The organism is Nocardia albiluteola (assembly GCF_018860155.1).
In the GTDB taxonomy this organism is placed as follows: Bacteria; Actinomycetota; Actinomycetes; order Mycobacteriales; family Mycobacteriaceae; genus Nocardia; species Nocardia albiluteola.
Genome location: NZ_JAHKNI010000001.1, coordinates 399,087 through 416,208 on the forward strand (window position 1 = coordinate 399,087; position 17,122 = coordinate 416,208).

Genomic DNA, 17,122 nt, shown 5'->3' on the forward strand with positions numbered 1-17,122 from the left:
ATACCGTTCGGGACGGTTTTTCGCCTACAGGTACTGCCCGCTGCTCCCGGCGCCGGGCTGCCCGCTCTCGCGCTGCCCGTGCAGCCCCGGCGGCAGCGCGTGACGCATCTGCTCGAGCTGGGCGCGCGCGGCCATCTGCTGGGCGAACAGTGCGGTCTGGATGCCGTGGAACAGGCCCTCGAGCCAGCCGACCAGCTGGGCCTGGGCGATGCGCAGCTCGGCATCGGACGGAATCGCGTCGTCGCTGAACGGTAGCGCCAGGCGCTCGAGTTCCTCGCGCAGCTCCGGCGCCAGGCCCTGCTCCAGCTCGCGGACCGAGGTCTTGTGGATCTCGCGCAGCCGGGTGCGGCTGGCGTCGTCCAACGGCGCGTGCCGGACCTCCTCGAGCAGCTGCTTGATCATGGTGCCGATGCGCATGACCTTGGCCGGCTGCTCGACCATATCGGCCAGCGACTCCTCCTTGGCGTCCTCGTCGCCGTCGCCGACCACCTGGCCGCCCAGCGCCGATTCCCCCAGGGAGCTGGCCGGTATAACCAGGGGCTGACCGTCAGGTCCGACTACCACGATGGACTCCGCTTCTCCGTCCGAGTGCGTCATGATCTCCATCATGTCGGGTTTGCGCGTACCGCGCTAAGCGGTGGTCCCCGACTCCGGTTTCCGGTTTGCTGAAAGTCGGACACAGTTACGCCACCTGGCTCCATGCCCTTAGAGTGGCCAGCATGACTTACGACGTCGCACGGGTTCGGGGCCTGATTCCGTCCCTGGGCGACGGCTGGATCCACCTCGACCCGCAGGCGGGCATGCTGGTACCGGACTCGGTATCGCGTGCGGTCTCAACGGGTTTCCGCACGTCGGCCTTTTCCCACACCAATCGGCACGCCGCCGCGCGGCGCAGTGGCGCCATCCTGGATGCCGCCCGCGAGGCGGTGGCGGATCTGGTCGGCGGCGATCCGGCGGGCGTCGTGCTCGGCCCGGATCGCGCGGTGCTGCTGGCCTGGCTGGCCGAGTCGCTGAGCTCCCGGCTGGGGCTCGGCACCGGGATCGTGCTGTCGCGCCTGGATGACGAAGCGAATGTCGCGCCGTGGCTGCGCATCGCGAACAGGTACGGGGCCCACGTGCGCTGGGCCGAGGTGGAGATCGAGACCTGCGAGATGCCGGCCTGGCAGTTCGAGGAGCTGATCGGGCCCACCGCGCGTCTGGTGGCCTTGACGGCCGCTTCGCCGATCGTCGGCTCCGCGCCCTCGGTCCGGGTGGCCGCCGATCGGGTGCACGAGGTGGGCGGGCTGCTGGTCGCCGACTGCTTCGGCGCCGCACCGTATGCCCTGATCGATATCGACGAGCTCAATGCCGATGTGATCGCCCTGTCCGCACCGGCGTGGGGCGGGCCGCAGATCGGTGCGCTGGTCTTCCGCGATCCCGCCTTCCTGGACCGGATTCCGTCGATGTCGCTGAATCCGTACGCCAAGGGTGCCGAGCGGCTGGAGGTCGGCGGGCATCAGTATGCGCTGCTGGCCGGGCTGTCCACCTCGATCGACTATCTCGCCGGGCTCGACGAGCAGGCCACCGGGACCCGCCGGGAGCGGCTCGAGGTGTCGGTCACCTCGCTGCAGGACTACCACGATCACCTGTTCGAGCACCTCATGGAGGTGCTCGACCGCGTCACGGGCCTGACCGTCATCGGCCGCGCCTCCACGCGCATTCCGACGGTCAGCTTCACCATCGCCGGAATGCAGGCCGAGAAGGTGTCGGCCACGCTCGCCGACCACCGCATCGGCACCCTCTCGGGCGCGCACGGCGGCAGCCGCCTGCTCGACGCCCTGGGCGTCAACGACGAGGGCGGCGCGGTCACCATCGGATTGGCGCCGTACACAACCAAATTCGAGATCGATCAGCTCGGCCGGGTGCTGGCGTCCCTGGACTGAGCTCCGGTGAGCCGGCGGAGCTCAGCGGGACGGCGGGCGCGCTCAGGGCTCGCGGATCTTCAGGATCACCTTGCCGATCGTGCCGGCGGAATCCAGGAGCCGATGCGCGGCGGGCGCCTCGGTGGCGGGAATTTCGGCGCTCACCACGGGGATCACGGTCCCGTCGGCGATGGAGGGCCACAGCTGGCGGCGCAGCTCCGCGATGATCTCGGCCTTGCTCGACCGGCCGGTGTCGGGCCGGCGGCGCAGGTTCGTCGCGTGGATCGTGCCGCGCTTACCCAGCAGCGCGGCGATGTTCAGCTCGCCGCCGATCCCGCCCTGCATGCCGATGATGCACAGCTGTCCGTCGTCGGCCAGGGCCTCGACATTGCGGCCCAGATACGCCGCGCCCATATTGTCCAGAATGATGTCCGCGCCGCCGAATTCGCCGAGCGTGGCGACGAAATCCTCCTCGCGGTAGTTGATCAGGATGTTCGCGCCCAGCTCCTTGCAGCGGTCCAGTTTGCCCTGGGAACCGGCGGTCACCGCGACCCGCGCGCCCCGGCCGACCGCGACCTGAATCGCATGGGTGCCGATCCCGCTGCCGCCGCCGTGGATCAGCAGCAGCTGCCCCGCGTGCAATCCCGCCCGCATCACCAGGTTCGACCACACCGTCGCCGATACCTCCGGAAGCGCCGCGGCCGCGGCGAGATCCATGCCGTCGGGCACCGGCAGCAGGGCGGTGGCGGGGACCAGCACCTGTTCGGCGTAGCCGCCGCCGGACAGCAGCGCGCACACCCGATCCCCGGGCCGCCAATCTCGCACTCCCGCACCGACATCCGCGATCACGCCGGAACATTCGAGCCCGAGCAGCTCGCTGGCCCCCGGCGGCGGAGGATAGAACCCCTGCCGCTGCAGCAGATCCGCCCGGTTCACCCCCGCGGCGGCGACGTCGATCAGGACCTCACCCGGCCCGGGCGCGGGCAGATCCGGCACCTGCGCCCACCGCATCACGTCTGGTTCACCGAAGCCGTCGAGCGTCACCGCGTACATGGTGTAATTCTGGACCTCGCGCCGTCCGCACGGTTCGTCCGGGCGCACATCCGGCGCGTTACGGCAGTGGTTCTGCAATAGAGCGACAGGCTATAACTTCCGGATAATAGAATGCTCCGCATGGACACGGAGCCGAGCGATCGGACGGGAACGCAGGTGCGGTGGCTCGAGCCGGCGCAGCAGCAGGCCTGGCGCGCCTACATGGACGGCCACCAGCGGCTCCTGGCCGAGCTCAACCGCCAGCTCCAGCGCGACAGCGACCTGAGCCTCGCCGAGTACCGCATCCTGGTCCTGCTCTCCGAGGCCCCCGACCACTCCCTGCGCATGAGCGACCTGGCCGACGGCGTCATGTCCTCCAGAAGCCGCCTGACCCACCAGATCCGCCGCATGGAACTACAGCACATGGTCCGCCGCACCAGCTGCGAGGAGGACGGCCGCGGCGTCCGCGCCCACCTCACCGACGAGGGCATGCGCCGCCTGCGCGAGGCCGCCCCCGCCCACGTCGCCGAGGTCCGCCGAGACTTCGTCGACCTGCTTACTCCGGCCGAATTGACCATCGTCGGTGAGGTTTTCGAGCGCATCGACAAAGAACTCGCATCCCGGCCTCCGCGCTGAGAAGCTCGGGTGACAACCGGGCCGATTGTCGGCACCGCATTCTGTATGCCGGGTCGAGCCCGATAGGGACATGGCGAGAACAGGAGATGACAGTGCGGATCGAGCGAAAGATGTTCCGGTCGGCGGGGATGGCCGCGCTCGGTATCCTCACCGCGGCGGTGGCCATGGTGTCGGCCGCGCCCGCGCAGGCCGACCAACCCGCGTCGATGGTGGTCGGGCGCGGGCGGGTCGTAATTCACCTGCCCGCGCCGGTGCCCGGCGGTCCCGATCGATACATATTCCTCGTCGACGGCGTCAATCAGTGCACACCGACCTGTGGCGGATTTCCCGTCGCGAAATTCGTGCCGGGCGGGAAGTTCGTGCTGGGCCCCGCGGATCTGGGCTTCGGTGTGCCGGCGGGCCAGCACCGGATCGAGGTCCGCTTCCCCGGAAATCCGGACATGCTGGACCGTCAGGTCACCGTCCTACCGCAGAACCGACAGCAGGACACCATCGATAACTGGGTCCTGTGCTTTCATCTCCCGTTCCCGACCGATCCCACACTGCACTGCGCCATGTGACGGGTGGACCGCCGGGGGCGGAAGCCACCGCTGCGATGTTCTCGAACATAAGTTCGAACATACGTCGGTCCGCCCTGAGGGGTCTAGACTCAAACGAGGCAGCTGCTCTTGCGAACACTCACACAGAATCGACGCTGAGAGGGGCCTTCAGATGCAAAAACTCTCCGACCAGTTGCACGACTTGTCCATTCGGGCGAAGAAGACCGAAGACGTTATCGACGCCGCCGCAGCGAGAAACAAGAAAAAGCTGCAACAGCAGCGAGAAGCGATGACATCAGCCATGGAGTCTCGTCGTGCTAAGGCTGGCCAGGCGGCCACGGAAGCACAGGCGGATGTGCAGTCGAAGGCGCAGGAGCTGCGTACCGCGGTCGATAGTCACTTCGCTACTGTTCGCGCCAAGGCCGCAGAACACCGCGCTGAACGCGATCTCAAGGGTGCCGAGCGTTATGCCGAGCGCGCCGAGAAGGACGCCACGGTCGCCGTCGAATTCGCGCTCTACGCGCTCGATCAGGCCGACTATGCCATCGTCGAGGCTACCGTCGCGCGCGTGGACGCCGACGAGTTGGCAGCTCATAGCTAACCATGCGGTGACTCCTCGAGCGCGTCCGCGGCGGGCTCGTCGGAGCGCTTATTCGGCTTGCTTGCATACGCTCATCAGCGTACTGGCGGTGTCCCCGCAGATAGGTCGTCTATCCGCCCCTGACTGCTCTTCCCCCTCATCCTCATACCTGCCGCCCTCAGCGGAGTTCGGTCGTGTCAAGGATGCGCAGCACCGCGCAGCGGACACTGAAGGTGGTCCTTGACTCGGGCGAGTGGAGCGAGACGATGACGGCATGAGGAAGTGGGACCCTCGCCCCGCGGTTCGGTAGACCGGACCACAACCAGGCCGATCGCTGGCGCCGGCGGATCGGATGAGAGGTCGCGGGAGAGCAAGTCGGGTACGGCTCCGGGAACGACCACACTGCATCGTCGATGCATAGATCAGGCAAAGAGACTGAGGTGGCGGCGATACCACGTCGCCAAAGCGCCGCCTCTTGATCCTGTACGGCTGAATTCGGCAGCAACTGCGTTGCAGACGGGGGCAAGTGCCATCCGGAACACGAACCCGTGGCCGACGCGATGGAAGTCGGCGCGCGGACTGCTGCGGACCAACTGCGGACCGCGTGACCGTGATGACAGCCAGTCATGCCGCCTCACCTGCGGTGAGTGTGGGATTTGAACCCACGGTGGCGTGAACCACGACGGTTTTCAAGACCGTTCCCTTAGGCCGCTCGGGCAACTCACCCTGCCTCGGCGTCGCCGAGGCCATCCCAGAGTACTGGGCTCGGGGTGGGTTGCCGAATCGGCCGGGCGGGGGTGGGGTGGCGCCGGGCTTGCTGTACATGTGTGTGACGAATCACTTTTGTATCACTTTTGTGGCAAGTTGGGCATTTCGTGTGGTTAACGGGTTGGGTGGGTCTGGCACGATGACGGCCATGAGACGCCGCCGGATATGGCGTCGGGTAGCCGGCGCCCTTGCCAGTGTCGCACTGTTGCTCGGTGTGGCGACGTTCGTCGGTCCGCTCGCGGCAGGTGCGCCGCCGAGCAATACGGGGTCGTCCGACGGACCCGAGCCGCAGGCGCCGGTCGACAATCCCCGCCCGACGGTGGCCTCGCTGGACCACATCGAGCGGATCACCGATCGCTGGCTGCGGCTGTTCGTGAAGTCGCCCGCGATGGGCCGCACCGTGCAGGTGCAGATCCTGCTTCCGGCGGATCGGAGTCAGCGGCGGCCCACGCTCTACATGCTCGACGGCCGCAGCGCGAGCAACAACTACAACAACTGGACCCAGCTCGGCGGCGCGGCGCGGTTCTTCGCCGACAAGGACGTCAACGTGGTGCTCACGGTCGGCGGCCCGGCCAGCTATTACACCGACTGGGTGCACCCGGATCCCGTGCTGGGCAACAACAAATGGGAGACCTTCCTCACCCGCGAGCTACCGCCGCTGATCGACGCGCAGTTCGGTGGCGACGGCCGCCAGGCCCTCGAGGGTGTCTCGATGGGTGCGGAGGCGGCCATGATGCTCGCCATGCGCAACCCGGGGGTGTACCGCGCGGTTGCCGCGCACAGCGGCTGCTATGCGATGGGCTCGGACCTCGGGCAGGCGCAGGCGCGCGCCATCGTTCGCACCTACAACGGCGACCCGGACAATATGTTCGGCGATCAGAAGAATCCGGACTGGCTCGCCCATGACGTGATGACGCACGCGGACCGGCTGCGCGGCACCGCCCTGTTCCTGTCTGCGGGCAGCGGCCTGCCGGGCCCGTTCGACGGACCCGGCAATCCCGATGCCCGGACCTCGGTCCTGTTCGGCGGCCCGCTGGAAGCCGGTACTTATGCGTGCACCCTGGCGATGGCGGATCGGTTGTCGCGCATGCAGATTCCCGCGACGGTGGACCTGGAGCCGGTCGGCACCCATTCCTGGCCATACTGGCGGCAGGAGGTGCCGCGGGCCTGGCCCATACTGGCCCGCGCGCTCGGAACCCGCTGAGGCGCGGCGATTCTCAGGCTAGGAAGCGGCCGGTGATTTCCGGATCGGTCGCGAACGCCAGGAGCAGATCGTTCTCGTGCGGATCGCCCGCGGTGACCCGCACGCCGTCGGACCCGTAGGGGCGCAACAGGACCCCGGCCTCCGCGCTGGCCTCAGCGAATTCGCCACTGCGCGAACCGAGTTCCAGCCACAGGAAATTCGTCTCGCTGGGCACGACTCGATATCCGGCCGCCAGCAGCGCGGTGCGCATCCGATCGCGTTCGGCCACCGTGCGATCGGTGCGGTCGAGCAGTTCCTCCCGGGCCTCGAGCGAGGCCATCGCGGCGGCCTGCGCCAGGCGGTTCACGCTGAAGGGGATGTGCACCTTGAGCAGTGCGGTGATGACCTCCGGATCGCCGACGGCATAGCCCACCCGCAGTCCGGCCAGGCCGTATGCCTTCGAGAAGGTGCGCAGCACAAGTACATTCGGCCGATTGCGGCGGATCTCCACCCCGTCGGGACGGTCCGCCAGCCGCACGTACTCGTAGTACGCCTCGTCCAGCACCACCAGGATGTGCTCAGGCACCGCGTCCAGGAACCGGACCACCTCGGCGCGGCCGACCGCGGTGCCGGTCGGGTTGTTCGGATTGCAGACGAAGATCAGCCGGGTGTGCTCGGTGATCGCGGCGGCCATCGCGTCGAAGTCGTGCGCCAGACCCTCGGTCAGCGGCACCTGCACCGCGCGCGCATTGCCCACCTGGGTGACGATCGGATACGCCTCGAACGAACGCCACGCGAACATCACCTCGTCGGTCGGTGCGTCGCAGGTGATCTGGACCAACTCCTGGCACAGCGCGACACTGCCGCAGCCGACCGCGATGTTCGCCACCCCGACACCGTGGAATTCCGCGATGGCCGCGCGAAGTTCGCTGGATTGATTGTCGGGGTACCGGTTGGCGAGTTCGGCGGCCTCGGCGATGACCTTGGCGACCGTGGGCAGCGGGCCGTGGGTGGTCTCGTTGCTGGCCAGTTTCACCGCGCCGGGATGGCTGCGGCCGGGGGTGTAGGCGGGGATGGACTCGAGGTCCGGACGGATGCGAGCGGTCACTCCACCACAGTAGCCGTGCCCATTGCTTGCGATCGCGGAGTGGATGTGGCCGGAAATTTTCTGCCCGAACCTCACCCTCGGGATATATCTCCCGAAAGATTTGCGGGCGAACTATCCTTGTTTCATGTCGGTCAGCTATCGGGACGACGCGCCGCTGGGCGCGGACGATCCTACGCCGGCACCGGATCGGCCCGCGGCGAGCGCCGCGCGAGTGCCCCTGCGGGTGATCGAACCCGACGGCAGCGCGCGCGGCGGAATCATCGTGCTCCACGAATCTCGCGAGTTTGCCGACGAATTGCTTCGGCTGATGGCGTCGTTGTCCAGTGAGGGGTGGATCGTGGTGGCGCCCAACCTCTTCCACCGCGGCGACGTGGCCGAAGGGGAGGGCGTGTTCGGTCCCGACCTGTTCGACGACTTCGACGCGAGCTTCGACTGGCTGGTCGAGCGCGGCGTCTTCCCCGACTGCACCGGGGTGCTCGGATTCGACAGCGCCGGCACCGCGGCGTTCCAGGTCGCGACCGACCGCCCGATCGGCGCCGCGGTCAGCGTCGCCGCCCCCGGCATCATCGAACCGATCACCGTCCGGGCGGTCGCGCTGATCGAGGCCGCGCCGCGGCTGCGCGCCCCCTGGCTGGGCCTGTACAGCACCGACGATCCGGCCACCCCTGCCGATCAGGTCGAGCAGCTGCGCGACGCGGCCGCGGCCGCCGCGGTGGCGACCCTGGTGGTCAGCTACCCGGGCCTGCGGCATCGCCCGGACCGCCCGGGCTTCGACGACGATGATGACGCCGACGTGGACACTCTGATCGACGCACAGACCAGAATCTTCGATTGGTTCGATGCGCACCTACGCTGACCAGTCGTTTTGCGTCCTGAGCGGTTGCTCTGTACTCTTTGCTCTCGGCGGTTCGAAAGGACTGAGCCCTCGAAGAGAAGGCTCCAGGAGGCGTGCCAGAGCGGCCGAATGGGACTCACTGCTAATGAGTTGTCCCTTCACGGGGACCGGAGGTTCAAATCCTCTCGCCTCCGCCACGCCCGGTTCGCCGGGCGCCACAACTGAATATGACGCACTGAGCATCTGACTACCGATCAGAAGGTTGGAAGTTCGAGTTTCAGTGATCCTGCGCCCGTAGCTCAACGGATAGAGCATCTGACTACGGATCAGAAGGTTGGGAGTTCGAGTCTCTCCGGGCGCGCCTTTGACCAGTGGAAACAGGGTTCCGGCTATCTGTCGGAACCCTGTTTTCCGTTCTTTTGCCGTTGTTCACCCAGCCAACCACCACACCACCCGGCCCACCAGCCTCACCGGACCAACATCACCAGCAGCATCCACTCGGTGGTGGCGGCCCCCATCCGGTGGTCCGCGCTAGCGCAAATCACGATGTTTGCGCGAAACACTCACTGCGACAAGGTCATTCCTGTCTCACCGAGACTGCGGAATTGACGGCAGTGCCACCATGGCCACCGAATGTGGAGCAGAGCCTGGGATCTTGTGGGCGGTGGCGGGTGGCCCTTTCCCGGCTGATGCGGCTCGTGCGGGCGCGGTCCGGGTGATGGAGCCGTCGTTAGGCTTGGACGACTTCGTAGCTGTAGAAGACCAGGCCCTCACCCATCTTTCGGGTGTCGACCAGGTGCAGCGGCTTCTTGTCGCAGATCTCGTCGAACAGGCGCAGGCCTGATCCCACGACGACCGGGAACACGACCAGCCGCAGTTCGTCGAGCAGGTTGTGTTCTATCAGCGTGCGCGCGAGCTGGTAGCTGGCGTAGATCAGGATTTCTCCGTCCACTTTCTGCTTCAGCTCCGAAACCTCCTTGACCGCGTCACCGCCCAGGACCGAGACGTTGCTCCACCGAGGGGCATCGAGAGTTGACGACACGACGTACTTGGGCATGCTGCGCACTCTGTTCGCCCACTCGGGGCTCACGCGGCCTTCTGCTAAATTCTGCTCAGTCATCCGGTCCGCGAACCACGCATTGGTCCGCCCGCCCAGCAGCAGCACCTCGGCATCGAGGGCTTCCTGCGTCTCGCGGACGGTCCAGTCTTCGAGGTCCTTGGCCCCCACGAACTGGTGGAACCAGCCGCCCTGTGCGAAGCCTTCCGCGCCGTCCGGGTCCTGGACCACTCCGTCGAGCGTGACGTTCGAGGTGAGGATGATCTTTCCCATTTCCGTGCTCCTTTGATGATGTTGTCGGCTGTCACTGGTGTGGACGCCGCCGCATCGGAAAAAGGGGCGGTCGGGTGACCGCCCCGTTCGCGCCTCGCCAGACGTCCATACGGGATGGAATTGCACACAAGGAGTGAGGTGGCGAGCGTGGGGTTGGTGAGAACGGACCTGATGTCGAGGGCACGGGCCGGCGACGGCGAGGCGTTTCGGGCGTTGACCGAGCCACACCGTCGCGAGCTGCAGGTGCACTGCTATCGGATGCTCGGATCGTTTCAGGATGCCGAGGACGCTCTGCAGGACACGATGCTCGCCGCGTGGCGAGGTCTCGAACGATTCGACGGGCGCGCTTCGGTTCGCACCTGGCTCTATCGCATCGCCACCAACCGGTGCCTCGATGCGCTGCGCTCTGCTCGCCGACGTCCTGCAAAGCAGTGGGATTACCCGGGAATCGAACCACCCGAACCCACCGGGCTCGGCGAAATCCACTGGCTCGAGCCCTATCCCGACGACCTTCTGGACGGTGCGATCAGTGTGCCGCTCGGTCCGGAGGCGCGTTACGAGCAAACCGAATCCATTTCTCTGGCCTTTGTGACCGCCCTGCAGATCTTGCCGCCTCGCCAGCTCGCCGTCCTGATCCTGCGCGACGTCCTCGGATTCCACGCGAACGAAGTAGCCGACATGCTGGACACGACCGTCGAATCGGTCAAGAGCGCCCTCAAACGCGCGCGTGCAGGAATGCAGCGCCGACTGCCGGTGACTACTGCCCGAGAGCAGCCGCCTGCCAGCGACTCACCTGCCGAGGACGCGATCGTGGCGAAGTTCGTCACCGCCTACGAATCCGCCGACATCGATGCGTTGGTGGCTCTGTTGACCGACGACGTGTTCATGTCGATGCCACCGATACCGCTGGAATACCACGGCCGAGACGCCGTGGCCCGCTTCTGCGCATTCGTTTTCGGCACAGGACAGACGTTCGAGTTGGTGCCGACGCGAGCCAACGGTCAGCCGGCATTCGGGGTCTACCGGCACACCCCCACCGGCATCCACGGAGCCGGCCTGTTCGTTCTCACCCTCACCGGCGACCGAATCAGCGCTATGACCCGCTTCGAAAACACCGTCCTCCCTACCTTCGACCTGCCTCAATCGCTCCCGAGCGCACAGTAGACCGCTTTCGAGCCAAACACTGCCCTGACCTGCGGTCACGCCATATCCGCCCGATTTCGCGGCGAAGGCCGCCCAGTTTTACTGGCGCAGGGGATCTGTCTGGGTGACGAGTCATCCGGCGGCACGCGCCGCCGTCACCAACCGATAGGAGTTCAGTATGACCCCCGCATCTCTGACGTTCGTGCTGATCCATGGAGCATTCCAGAACGGCGCGATATGGGAGCAAACTGCCGGCGTGCTACGTGCCAACGGACACACCGTGCACACCCCGACCCTGGCCGGGCACCGTCCGGGCGATCCGATGACGCTGGCACATGCCGACGCCGTCGCCTCCCTGACCGCATACCTTCACGACCACGACCTGTCCGACGTTGTCCTGGTCGGCCACTCGATCGGGGGCGCCTACATCGCCCAGACGGCCGTGCAGGCGCTGCCGCGGATCAAGCGATTGGTTTTCTTGAGCGCGTTCGTCCCCGCAGCCGGGCACACACTGGCCGATGAATTCCCACCGGCAGACGCCGCCTTCTTCGACATGACCGATCCGGCTCAGGGCTTCCTCCTGCCGTTCCCGGTGATCCGCGAACGTGCGTGCAACGATATGGATTCCGCTGCCGCGACGGCGATCTACGCCCAGATGTCGCCCATTCCGGTCAGATATTTCACGGACAAACTCGACCTCGAAACGTTTCACGAGCTGGTTGGGTCCGGAAGGCTGCAAGCCAGTTACGTGAATCCGGTCAGTGACTTCGCGCTGCCGCCCGGCGAATACGCCTCCTTCCCGCGGTTCGCCCAGCGATTGGGTCCACTTGCCCGGATCCTGCAGATTCCGGGCTCCCACTACGTGATGTTCAGCCGACCCGCAGAACTGGCCGATACTCTCGTCTCGGCAGGCCGCGACTGAGGTCCGAAGCCCGGACCGAATCCGTCGCCGGCCGCTGTGGCGCACTGGGGGGTCGGCCGACTCGAAACGAGGACGATGCGGTGACAGCAGAGTTGATCGCCAGGTGCCGGGCCGGTGACGCCGAGGCGTTCGGCGAGCTCGTGGCACCCTTCCGCCGGGAACTGATGGTGCATTGCTACCGGTTCCTCGGTTCGATGCACGACGCCGAGGACGCCCTGCAGGAGACCTTGCTGGACGCCTGGAAGGGACTCGGCGCGTTCGAGGCGCGGTCCTCGGTCCGGACTTGGCTCTACCGCGTCGCGACGAACCGCTGCCTCAAAATGTTGAGGACGGCCGACAGGAGGCCCCGAATGGCGATTCCCGGTGCAGGCGCGGCCAGGTTCGAGCTGCCCGAGCCGTCCGCCCACGGCGAGGTGGTGTGGCTCGAGCCGTATCCCGACGTCCTGCTCGAGGGCCTCGGTGACCCCGCTCCCGGCCCCGAAGCCCGCTACGAGTCCGCACAGGCGATATCCCTAGCCTTCGTCACCGCCGTCCAGTATCTGCCGCCACGTCAGCGCGCCGTGCTGATCCTGCGCGACGTGCTGGGCTACCGCGCCGCCGATGTCGCTGAATTCCTCGACACCACAGAGGAATCGGTCACCAGCGCCCTCAAACGCGCCCGCGCCGGCATGCAGCGGCGGGCACCCAAACTCGGCGCACAGCAACCACCCCCGCCGCCCGGCTCACCAGCCGAGCGGCGGCTCGTCGACCGGCTCACCCGGGCCTTCGAATCCTGCGACGTCGACGGCGTCGTCGCGTTACTCGCCGACGACGTCCGACTGACGATGCCGCCGCTGCCGGTCGAATACCTCGGGCGCGAGGCGGTCACCCGCTTCCAGGCCGCCGTTTTCGCTCGAGCCCCCAGTTATCGTCTGGTCGCGACGCGAGCCAACGGCCAACCCGCCTTCGGCGTCTATCTCCTGGACTCGGGCACGTCCCTCTGGCACGCGACGGGTCTGATGGTCCTCACCCTCGCCGCCGACCGCATCACCGCCTTGACCCGGTTCGACAACAGCATCCTGGCCCGATTCGGCCTTCCCCGCACACTCCCTGGATAAGCACCCGGATGCGCATGGTGGCCAGCCCGGCGCAGTAGCACCGCCCAGTTCTGCCCAACGGTGGGATCTGAACAAATGACGGCGCACTCCACAGTGCACCGAACCGTCCAGACGAGATCGAAGGAGCCGACAATGGCCAAGTTCGTGTTCACCTACCGGATGCCCCCAGAATTCACGTCCGGCAAGCCCGAAACTCTCTCGGCGTGGTTTGCCTGGTTCGGCGGCCTGGGAGAGCATGTCCTCGATCAGGGACTGCCGACACATGGAACAACCGCCGTAGGCGAGTGCGGGGCGGGCAGCTCGCCCAGCGGCTATTCGGTCGTGGAAGCCGAGAATCTCGATGCGGCGGTCGCGATCGCCGAGAGCTGCCCGGCGTTGGCCGAGGGCGGCGGAGTCGAGGTCGGCACAGCGGTGGAGTTCGACACGGCCGCAGCACCGGCCGGTGGTGCGGCATGACTACCGACACCGCATCCGGCACACCGGAAGGTTCCACCACGCAGGCAAGCGCTACGCGGAAAGTGATCGAGTACGTCCTGGTTTCGGCGGACGGCGTCTACGAAGACCCGGTCGGGATGATGAAGGTCGGCGAATACCAGGACGAGGCATATTTGCGCGATGGCTTGGGCTTACTGATGGCATGCGACGCGATCCTGTTCGGCCGTCACACCTATGAGGGGTTCGCCAAGCTCTACGGCAGCGGCACCCACAAGCCGATGTGGGCCGACCGGCTCAACACGATCCCGAAATATGTATTCAGCTCCACGCTGGAACACGCCGACTGGGGCAACACGACCATCGTCCGAGGCGACGTCGTCGCCGAGGTGACCCGGCTCAGACAGCAGGCAGGAGGGAACCTGCTGATCCTGGGCCACGGCCGACTCGGGGAGACGCTGCTGCGGGAGCGCCTGATCGATGTCATCGACATGACCGTCTACCCGCTACTGCTGGGACGCGGCAAGCAGTACTTCCAAGAAGGTCAAGACGCCAAGCTGAGGCTCACAGCCGTGAAGACCTTTTCGAAGATCGTGAAACTGACCTACGAGACGACGAGCTGATATCCCCCCCGTCGCCGCGCCACCGACGACGGGGGCCCGGCATGTGGGGTCCAGTCGAACGAAACTGGCGCTAGCGAGTTATTGATCGAAATGCGTTGCTGTGAAGGTTGATTCGCTGGATTATGGGGGCTCACCGCAGCGAAACCGAACAACAGCAGACTCGATCACCGATAGCAGATCTGGTTGGCGACCTCGGCGGGAACACCAGTGCATATCTCCCCGGTGCCGATCGCGATGGCCTCCCATGTGCTGTTGGTATAGTGGTAAAGAATTTTGGTGCGCTCCCGGGTGCCTCCGTGAGTTCCGTTATGGGCCATAGCCCAACCGCCCGCGCAATCGATCTGATCTTCGAGTTCGATCGGGTGGTAAAGGCGCGATTCGTACACGCTGTTCCGCAAGGCTTGCCGCAGAACGTTCTTCCCCACGGGACAGCTGTCTGTCTGTCTGCTGGCGGCAGATGTATCCGCTGACGCGGCCGGCGTGGTGCTCTCTCCCTGTGCGGGCACTGCCGGCGTCTCCGTCGTGGGTCCTGACCGGTCGTCCGCGCCGGTGGTCGCCGTCGTCGGCGGTACGGAGTCCGCCGACGTGGACACGGTACTGGTCGTTGTTCTCGAGGACGCCGGCATCGAGCTACACCCCGACACCGCGACCAGCCCCGCCGCGATCACACCCCAAACTCGAAGATTCCTGCCCTGCATGATCAGCTCCTTTTACACCGTTCAATCGGTGTCGAGCCCGGATTCGTTTCAGCACTTGCCCAACCGAACCCAGTGGGCCAGTGGAAATTTGGATCTTCGGAGTCCGACCCCACCGAGCGGATCAGCGGATGTTGATCGTGCCCGAGCAGATGGCCGGAGGTAGCGGGGCCGGTCCGGTGTTGACGACCGACAGATCGAGCCGCACGGGTCCGGGGCCGGTGGCGATGTTTGCGAAGTAGACGCCAGTCGGGTCGCCGAGCGAGACCCTGCCGTAGCCGGTCACGGTGCCAGACGCTCTGGTGGCCAGGTTGGTCCAGGTGAGAGTGGGATGGGTGCCATAGCCCCAGACACTGATTCCCGGATTGACGGTGAACGATGCTACTCCCGGTCGGGCGCTACCGCCGGACCAGTAGATTGTGCTCGTGTAGGGGAAGTCGACGATGTTGGGGCTGAGCCCCGAGCAGTGAATGTCGACCGGACCACCCCAGTACTCCGCCGCGTTGGCCGTTCCCGCGCCCGACAGGGCCGTGCCCGCGAGTATCGCGGTGCCCACCGCGAGTGCGGCGACGAGCTTGTTCGCATACGTTCGTTTCAGTTGCATGTGTGGTCTCACTTCTGGCTGTCACGCACGGAGAGATAACGGTACGACCCGAAACCTGCTTGGCACAACGCATATGACGAACACGGTGGCGCGGGGGAATCTGGCTCGCGGTCAGGCTATCTCAACTCCACACCGCCGTCGACGGCCCAGATTCCGTGGTTGTCTTCACCGTCCAATGGTGAGAATCGCTTTGCCGCGTAGTGTGCGGTCGGCGAGAGCCTCGAAAGCTTCCGGGGTTCGCGTCCAGTCGAGGGTGAGGCCGATGCGGGGTCGCAGGCGGCCGTCGGCGACGAGTGCGGCGAGGATGCCGACGTCGTCGCCGAGGGTTTCCTCGGGTACCGGGCTGATGAAGCCGACGATGTGGGCGTTCCAGGCGCCGGCGTGGCCGAAGAAGTCGGCGAGGGTCAATTCAGCTGCGCCACCGACGTTTCCGTACCAAGCCAGGTGGCCTCCCGGAGCCATGCGACGGATCGCCTGCGCGAGCAGCGGTCCACCGATCCCGTCCAAAACCAGATGGAACGGGCCGAGTGATTCGTCGGCGAGATCGGTGACGACATGGTGCGCGCCGAGTTCGTAGGCTTCCTGGATACGGCCGGGACCGCTCACCTGCGCGGTCACCCGAGCGCCCGCCGCCACCGCCAATTGCACGGCGAACTGGCCGACGCCGCCAGTGGCCCCGGTCACCAGCACCTCACGCCCCAGGATCGCGCCGCCCACCCGGACGGCACGCAGGGCGGTCACACCGGCGATCGGCAGCGATGCCGCCTGTTCGAAGCCGACGGCGTCGGGCAGCACCGCCACCCGCCGGGTGGGGACGGGAAGGCGCTCGGCCCAGCCCTCCCAGTCCATGTAGCACACGACCCGGGCTCCGACCGCGGGCCCACTGCCATCGTCGGCCGCCCGGATCACCACACCGGCGACGTCCTGCCCGGGTCGCCAGCCAGTGGGTCGTCGCGCGATCAGGTTCCGTTCGTCGTGATTGATCGCGTAGGCCTTGACCTCGACGACGACCTCGTCGGCGGCAGGTGTCGGTTCCGGCAGGTCGTCGGCGAGCCGCAACCCGGCTCGGCCGGCCGTGTCAGTGATGAAGCCAAGCATGCCGGATAGTTCAACACGCCGACGGCAGCGCCGCGAAAACGGGGCAGCGGAAGGGCCCGAGCACGTGTGCACTGGTCATTTCATTGCCAGGGATTGCGGTATCCCTCGGGAACCATGCTGTCGAACATCGCGCGAACCTGTGGGGACAGGCGCAGCAATTCGATGTACGCGCCCAGCGGCCCGCCGTCCAGGTAGATCGACTCCATGCCGATCTCGGGGAAGACTCCGCGCGCGACGATATCCGTGCCGTTCGCCTCGATCGCGGTCAACGCGGCATCGAAATCCTCCGGCACCCAAGCGATGTGGTGCAGGCCGGGCCCGGACCGTGTGAGCATGTCGGTGTAGTGGCTGTCTCCGGACACCGGAGTGATGAGTTCCACCTGCTGCCCACCCGCATAGCCGAGTGAGGAATCGATCGTGAAATCCGCCGGCTTGCCGTGGAATAGGCAATGTTCTGGGCCGAAATGGATGCCCGGCACCCGCACCCAGCGCTCGACGCCGTAGCGGTCGCCGAGCTCCTTCTCGGCGGAGTCGAGGTCGTGGACCACCCACGCCACCTGAAAGATCGGTCCGAAGGCGATGTTCATTGCGATGCT

General features: G+C 66.5%; 19 protein-coding genes and 3 tRNA genes. 13 read left to right on the forward strand and 9 right to left on the reverse strand.

Annotation, left to right across the window (positions count from 1 at the left end):
- Window positions 1–24: 24 nt before the first annotated feature.
- Window positions 25–597: a bacterial proteasome activator family protein gene (locus KO481_RS01785; protein ID WP_215915151.1), complete on the reverse strand. Its 573-nt coding sequence runs from the start codon at window positions 595–597 to the stop codon at window positions 25–27.
- 122 nt (window positions 598–719) lie between these two features.
- On the opposite strand from KO481_RS01785, the gene KO481_RS01790 reads away from it, so the two are divergent.
- Entirely contained in the window at window positions 720–1,922 is a 1,203-nt protein-coding gene (locus KO481_RS01790; RefSeq protein WP_215915152.1) for a cysteine desulfurase-like protein, read from the forward strand.
- Window positions 1,923–1,964: 42 nt separating this feature from the next.
- Here KO481_RS01790 and KO481_RS01795 read toward each other — a convergent pair whose 3' ends face one another.
- Window positions 1,965–2,954: an NAD(P)H-quinone oxidoreductase gene (locus KO481_RS01795; protein ID WP_215915153.1), complete on the reverse strand. Its 990-nt coding sequence runs from the start codon at window positions 2,952–2,954 to the stop codon at window positions 1,965–1,967.
- Between the two features lie 120 nt (window positions 2,955–3,074).
- Here KO481_RS01795 and KO481_RS01800 point away from each other — a divergent pair, with 120 nt between their 5' ends.
- From KO481_RS01800 to KO481_RS01810, 3 genes are all read left to right on the forward strand, one after another.
- Window positions 3,075–3,569 (forward strand): MarR family winged helix-turn-helix transcriptional regulator, encoded by a 495-nt coding sequence (locus tag KO481_RS01800; protein ID WP_245400225.1) that lies wholly within the window; start codon window positions 3,075–3,077, stop codon window positions 3,567–3,569.
- Between the two features lie 92 nt (window positions 3,570–3,661).
- Window positions 3,662–4,129, forward strand: coding sequence for a hypothetical protein (locus KO481_RS01805; RefSeq protein WP_215915154.1), 468 nt, complete (start codon window positions 3,662–3,664; stop codon window positions 4,127–4,129).
- 151 nt (window positions 4,130–4,280) lie between these two features.
- Window positions 4,281–4,709, forward strand: coding sequence for a hypothetical protein (locus KO481_RS01810; RefSeq protein ID WP_215915155.1), 429 nt, complete (start codon window positions 4,281–4,283; stop codon window positions 4,707–4,709).
- Window positions 4,710–5,329: 620 nt separating this feature from the next.
- On the opposite strand, the gene KO481_RS01815 is transcribed toward KO481_RS01810, so the two are convergent.
- Window positions 5,330–5,414, reverse strand: a tRNA-Ser gene (locus KO481_RS01815).
- 190 nt (window positions 5,415–5,604) lie between these two features.
- On the opposite strand from KO481_RS01815, the gene KO481_RS01820 reads away from it, so the two are divergent.
- Window positions 5,605–6,660 (forward strand): alpha/beta hydrolase, encoded by a 1,056-nt coding sequence (locus tag KO481_RS01820; RefSeq protein ID WP_215915156.1) that lies wholly within the window; start codon window positions 5,605–5,607, stop codon window positions 6,658–6,660.
- Between the two features lie 13 nt (window positions 6,661–6,673).
- Here the strand turns inward: KO481_RS01820 and hisC are convergent, their stop codons facing one another.
- Entirely contained in the window at window positions 6,674–7,747 is a 1,074-nt protein-coding gene (gene hisC, locus KO481_RS01825) for a histidinol-phosphate transaminase (RefSeq protein ID WP_215915157.1), read from the reverse strand.
- 124 nt (window positions 7,748–7,871) lie between these two features.
- Here hisC and KO481_RS01830 point away from each other — a divergent pair, with 124 nt between their 5' ends.
- From KO481_RS01830 to KO481_RS01840, 3 genes are all read left to right on the forward strand, one after another.
- Entirely contained in the window at window positions 7,872–8,603 is a 732-nt protein-coding gene (locus KO481_RS01830; protein ID WP_215915158.1) for a dienelactone hydrolase family protein, read from the forward strand.
- 86 nt (window positions 8,604–8,689) lie between these two features.
- Window positions 8,690–8,779 (forward strand) — tRNA-Ser (locus KO481_RS01835).
- Between the two features lie 91 nt (window positions 8,780–8,870).
- Window positions 8,871–8,943 (forward strand) — tRNA-Arg (locus tag KO481_RS01840).
- 369 nt (window positions 8,944–9,312) lie between these two features.
- Here KO481_RS01840 and KO481_RS01845 read toward each other — a convergent pair.
- Window positions 9,313–9,912: a dihydrofolate reductase family protein gene (locus KO481_RS01845; protein ID WP_215915159.1), complete on the reverse strand. Its 600-nt coding sequence runs from the start codon at window positions 9,910–9,912 to the stop codon at window positions 9,313–9,315.
- 171 nt (window positions 9,913–10,083) lie between these two features.
- Between KO481_RS01845 and KO481_RS01850 the strand changes: the two genes are divergently transcribed.
- The 5 genes from KO481_RS01850 (at window position 10,084) to KO481_RS01870 (ending at window position 14,129) form a co-directional block, all read left to right on the forward strand.
- Window positions 10,084–11,076: a sigma-70 family RNA polymerase sigma factor gene (locus KO481_RS01850; RefSeq protein WP_245400373.1), complete on the forward strand. Its 993-nt coding sequence runs from the start codon at window positions 10,084–10,086 to the stop codon at window positions 11,074–11,076.
- Window positions 11,077–11,233: 157 nt separating this feature from the next.
- The gene (locus KO481_RS01855; protein ID WP_215915160.1) at window positions 11,234–11,977 is read left to right on the forward strand and encodes an alpha/beta fold hydrolase; all 744 of its coding nucleotides are present in this window, start codon (window positions 11,234–11,236) and stop codon (window positions 11,975–11,977) included.
- Window positions 11,978–12,057: 80 nt separating this feature from the next.
- Window positions 12,058–13,074, forward strand: coding sequence for an RNA polymerase subunit sigma-70 (locus KO481_RS01860; protein WP_308166235.1), 1,017 nt, complete (start codon window positions 12,058–12,060; stop codon window positions 13,072–13,074).
- Between the two features lie 132 nt (window positions 13,075–13,206).
- The gene (locus KO481_RS01865) at window positions 13,207–13,530 is read left to right on the forward strand and encodes a YciI family protein (RefSeq protein ID WP_215915161.1); all 324 of its coding nucleotides are present in this window, start codon (window positions 13,207–13,209) and stop codon (window positions 13,528–13,530) included.
- Window positions 13,527–14,129 (forward strand): dihydrofolate reductase family protein, encoded by a 603-nt coding sequence (locus KO481_RS01870; RefSeq protein ID WP_215915162.1) that lies wholly within the window; start codon window positions 13,527–13,529, stop codon window positions 14,127–14,129. Before KO481_RS01865 ends, KO481_RS01870 begins: the two co-directional genes overlap by 4 nt.
- Before the next feature lie 164 nt (window positions 14,130–14,293).
- Here KO481_RS01870 and KO481_RS01875 read toward each other — a convergent pair whose 3' ends face one another.
- From KO481_RS01875 to KO481_RS01890, 4 genes are all read right to left on the reverse strand, one after another.
- Window positions 14,294–14,554 (reverse strand): hypothetical protein, encoded by a 261-nt coding sequence (locus KO481_RS01875; RefSeq protein WP_215915163.1) that lies wholly within the window; start codon window positions 14,552–14,554, stop codon window positions 14,294–14,296.
- Between the two features lie 394 nt (window positions 14,555–14,948).
- Window positions 14,949–15,428, reverse strand: coding sequence for a hypothetical protein (locus tag KO481_RS01880; protein ID WP_215915164.1), 480 nt, complete (start codon window positions 15,426–15,428; stop codon window positions 14,949–14,951).
- A gap of 165 nt (window positions 15,429–15,593) precedes the next feature.
- Window positions 15,594–16,526 (reverse strand): zinc-binding dehydrogenase, encoded by a 933-nt coding sequence (locus KO481_RS01885; protein WP_215915165.1) that lies wholly within the window; start codon window positions 16,524–16,526, stop codon window positions 15,594–15,596.
- Window positions 16,527–16,606: 80 nt separating this feature from the next.
- The gene (locus KO481_RS01890) at window positions 16,607–17,113 is read right to left on the reverse strand and encodes a VOC family protein (RefSeq protein ID WP_215915166.1); all 507 of its coding nucleotides are present in this window, start codon (window positions 17,111–17,113) and stop codon (window positions 16,607–16,609) included.
- Window positions 17,114–17,122 lie beyond the last annotated feature (9 nt).

Excerpts from the sequence above, each read along its gene's own strand:
- KO481_RS01785 (WP_215915151.1), bottom strand. The coding sequence starts at position 597 with ATGACGCACTCGGACGGAGAAGCGGAGTCCATCGTGGTAGTCGGACCT.
- KO481_RS01790 (WP_215915152.1), top strand. The coding sequence starts at position 720 with ATGACTTACGACGTCGCACGGGTTCGGGGCCTGATTCCGTCCCTGGGC.
- KO481_RS01795 (WP_215915153.1), bottom strand. The coding sequence starts at position 2,954 with ATGTACGCGGTGACGCTCGACGGCTTCGGTGAACCAGACGTGATGCGG.
- KO481_RS01800 (WP_245400225.1), top strand. The coding sequence starts at position 3,075 with ATGGACACGGAGCCGAGCGATCGGACGGGAACGCAGGTGCGGTGGCTC.
- KO481_RS01810 (WP_215915155.1), top strand. The coding sequence starts at position 4,281 with ATGCAAAAACTCTCCGACCAGTTGCACGACTTGTCCATTCGGGCGAAG.
- KO481_RS01820 (WP_215915156.1), top strand. The coding sequence starts at position 5,605 with ATGAGACGCCGCCGGATATGGCGTCGGGTAGCCGGCGCCCTTGCCAGT.
- KO481_RS01830 (WP_215915158.1), top strand. The coding sequence starts at position 7,872 with ATGTCGGTCAGCTATCGGGACGACGCGCCGCTGGGCGCGGACGATCCT.
- KO481_RS01845 (WP_215915159.1), bottom strand. The coding sequence starts at position 9,912 with ATGGGAAAGATCATCCTCACCTCGAACGTCACGCTCGACGGAGTGGTC.
- KO481_RS01850 (WP_245400373.1), top strand. The coding sequence starts at position 10,084 with ATGTCGAGGGCACGGGCCGGCGACGGCGAGGCGTTTCGGGCGTTGACC.
- KO481_RS01855 (WP_215915160.1), top strand. The coding sequence starts at position 11,234 with ATGACCCCCGCATCTCTGACGTTCGTGCTGATCCATGGAGCATTCCAG.
- KO481_RS01865 (WP_215915161.1), top strand. The coding sequence starts at position 13,207 with ATGGCCAAGTTCGTGTTCACCTACCGGATGCCCCCAGAATTCACGTCC.
- KO481_RS01870 (WP_215915162.1), top strand. The coding sequence starts at position 13,527 with ATGACTACCGACACCGCATCCGGCACACCGGAAGGTTCCACCACGCAG.
- KO481_RS01880 (WP_215915164.1), bottom strand. The coding sequence starts at position 15,428 with ATGCAACTGAAACGAACGTATGCGAACAAGCTCGTCGCCGCACTCGCG.
- KO481_RS01885 (WP_215915165.1), bottom strand. The coding sequence starts at position 16,526 with ATGCTTGGCTTCATCACTGACACGGCCGGCCGAGCCGGGTTGCGGCTC.
- KO481_RS01890 (WP_215915166.1), bottom strand. The coding sequence starts at position 17,113 with ATGAACATCGCCTTCGGACCGATCTTTCAGGTGGCGTGGGTGGTCCAC.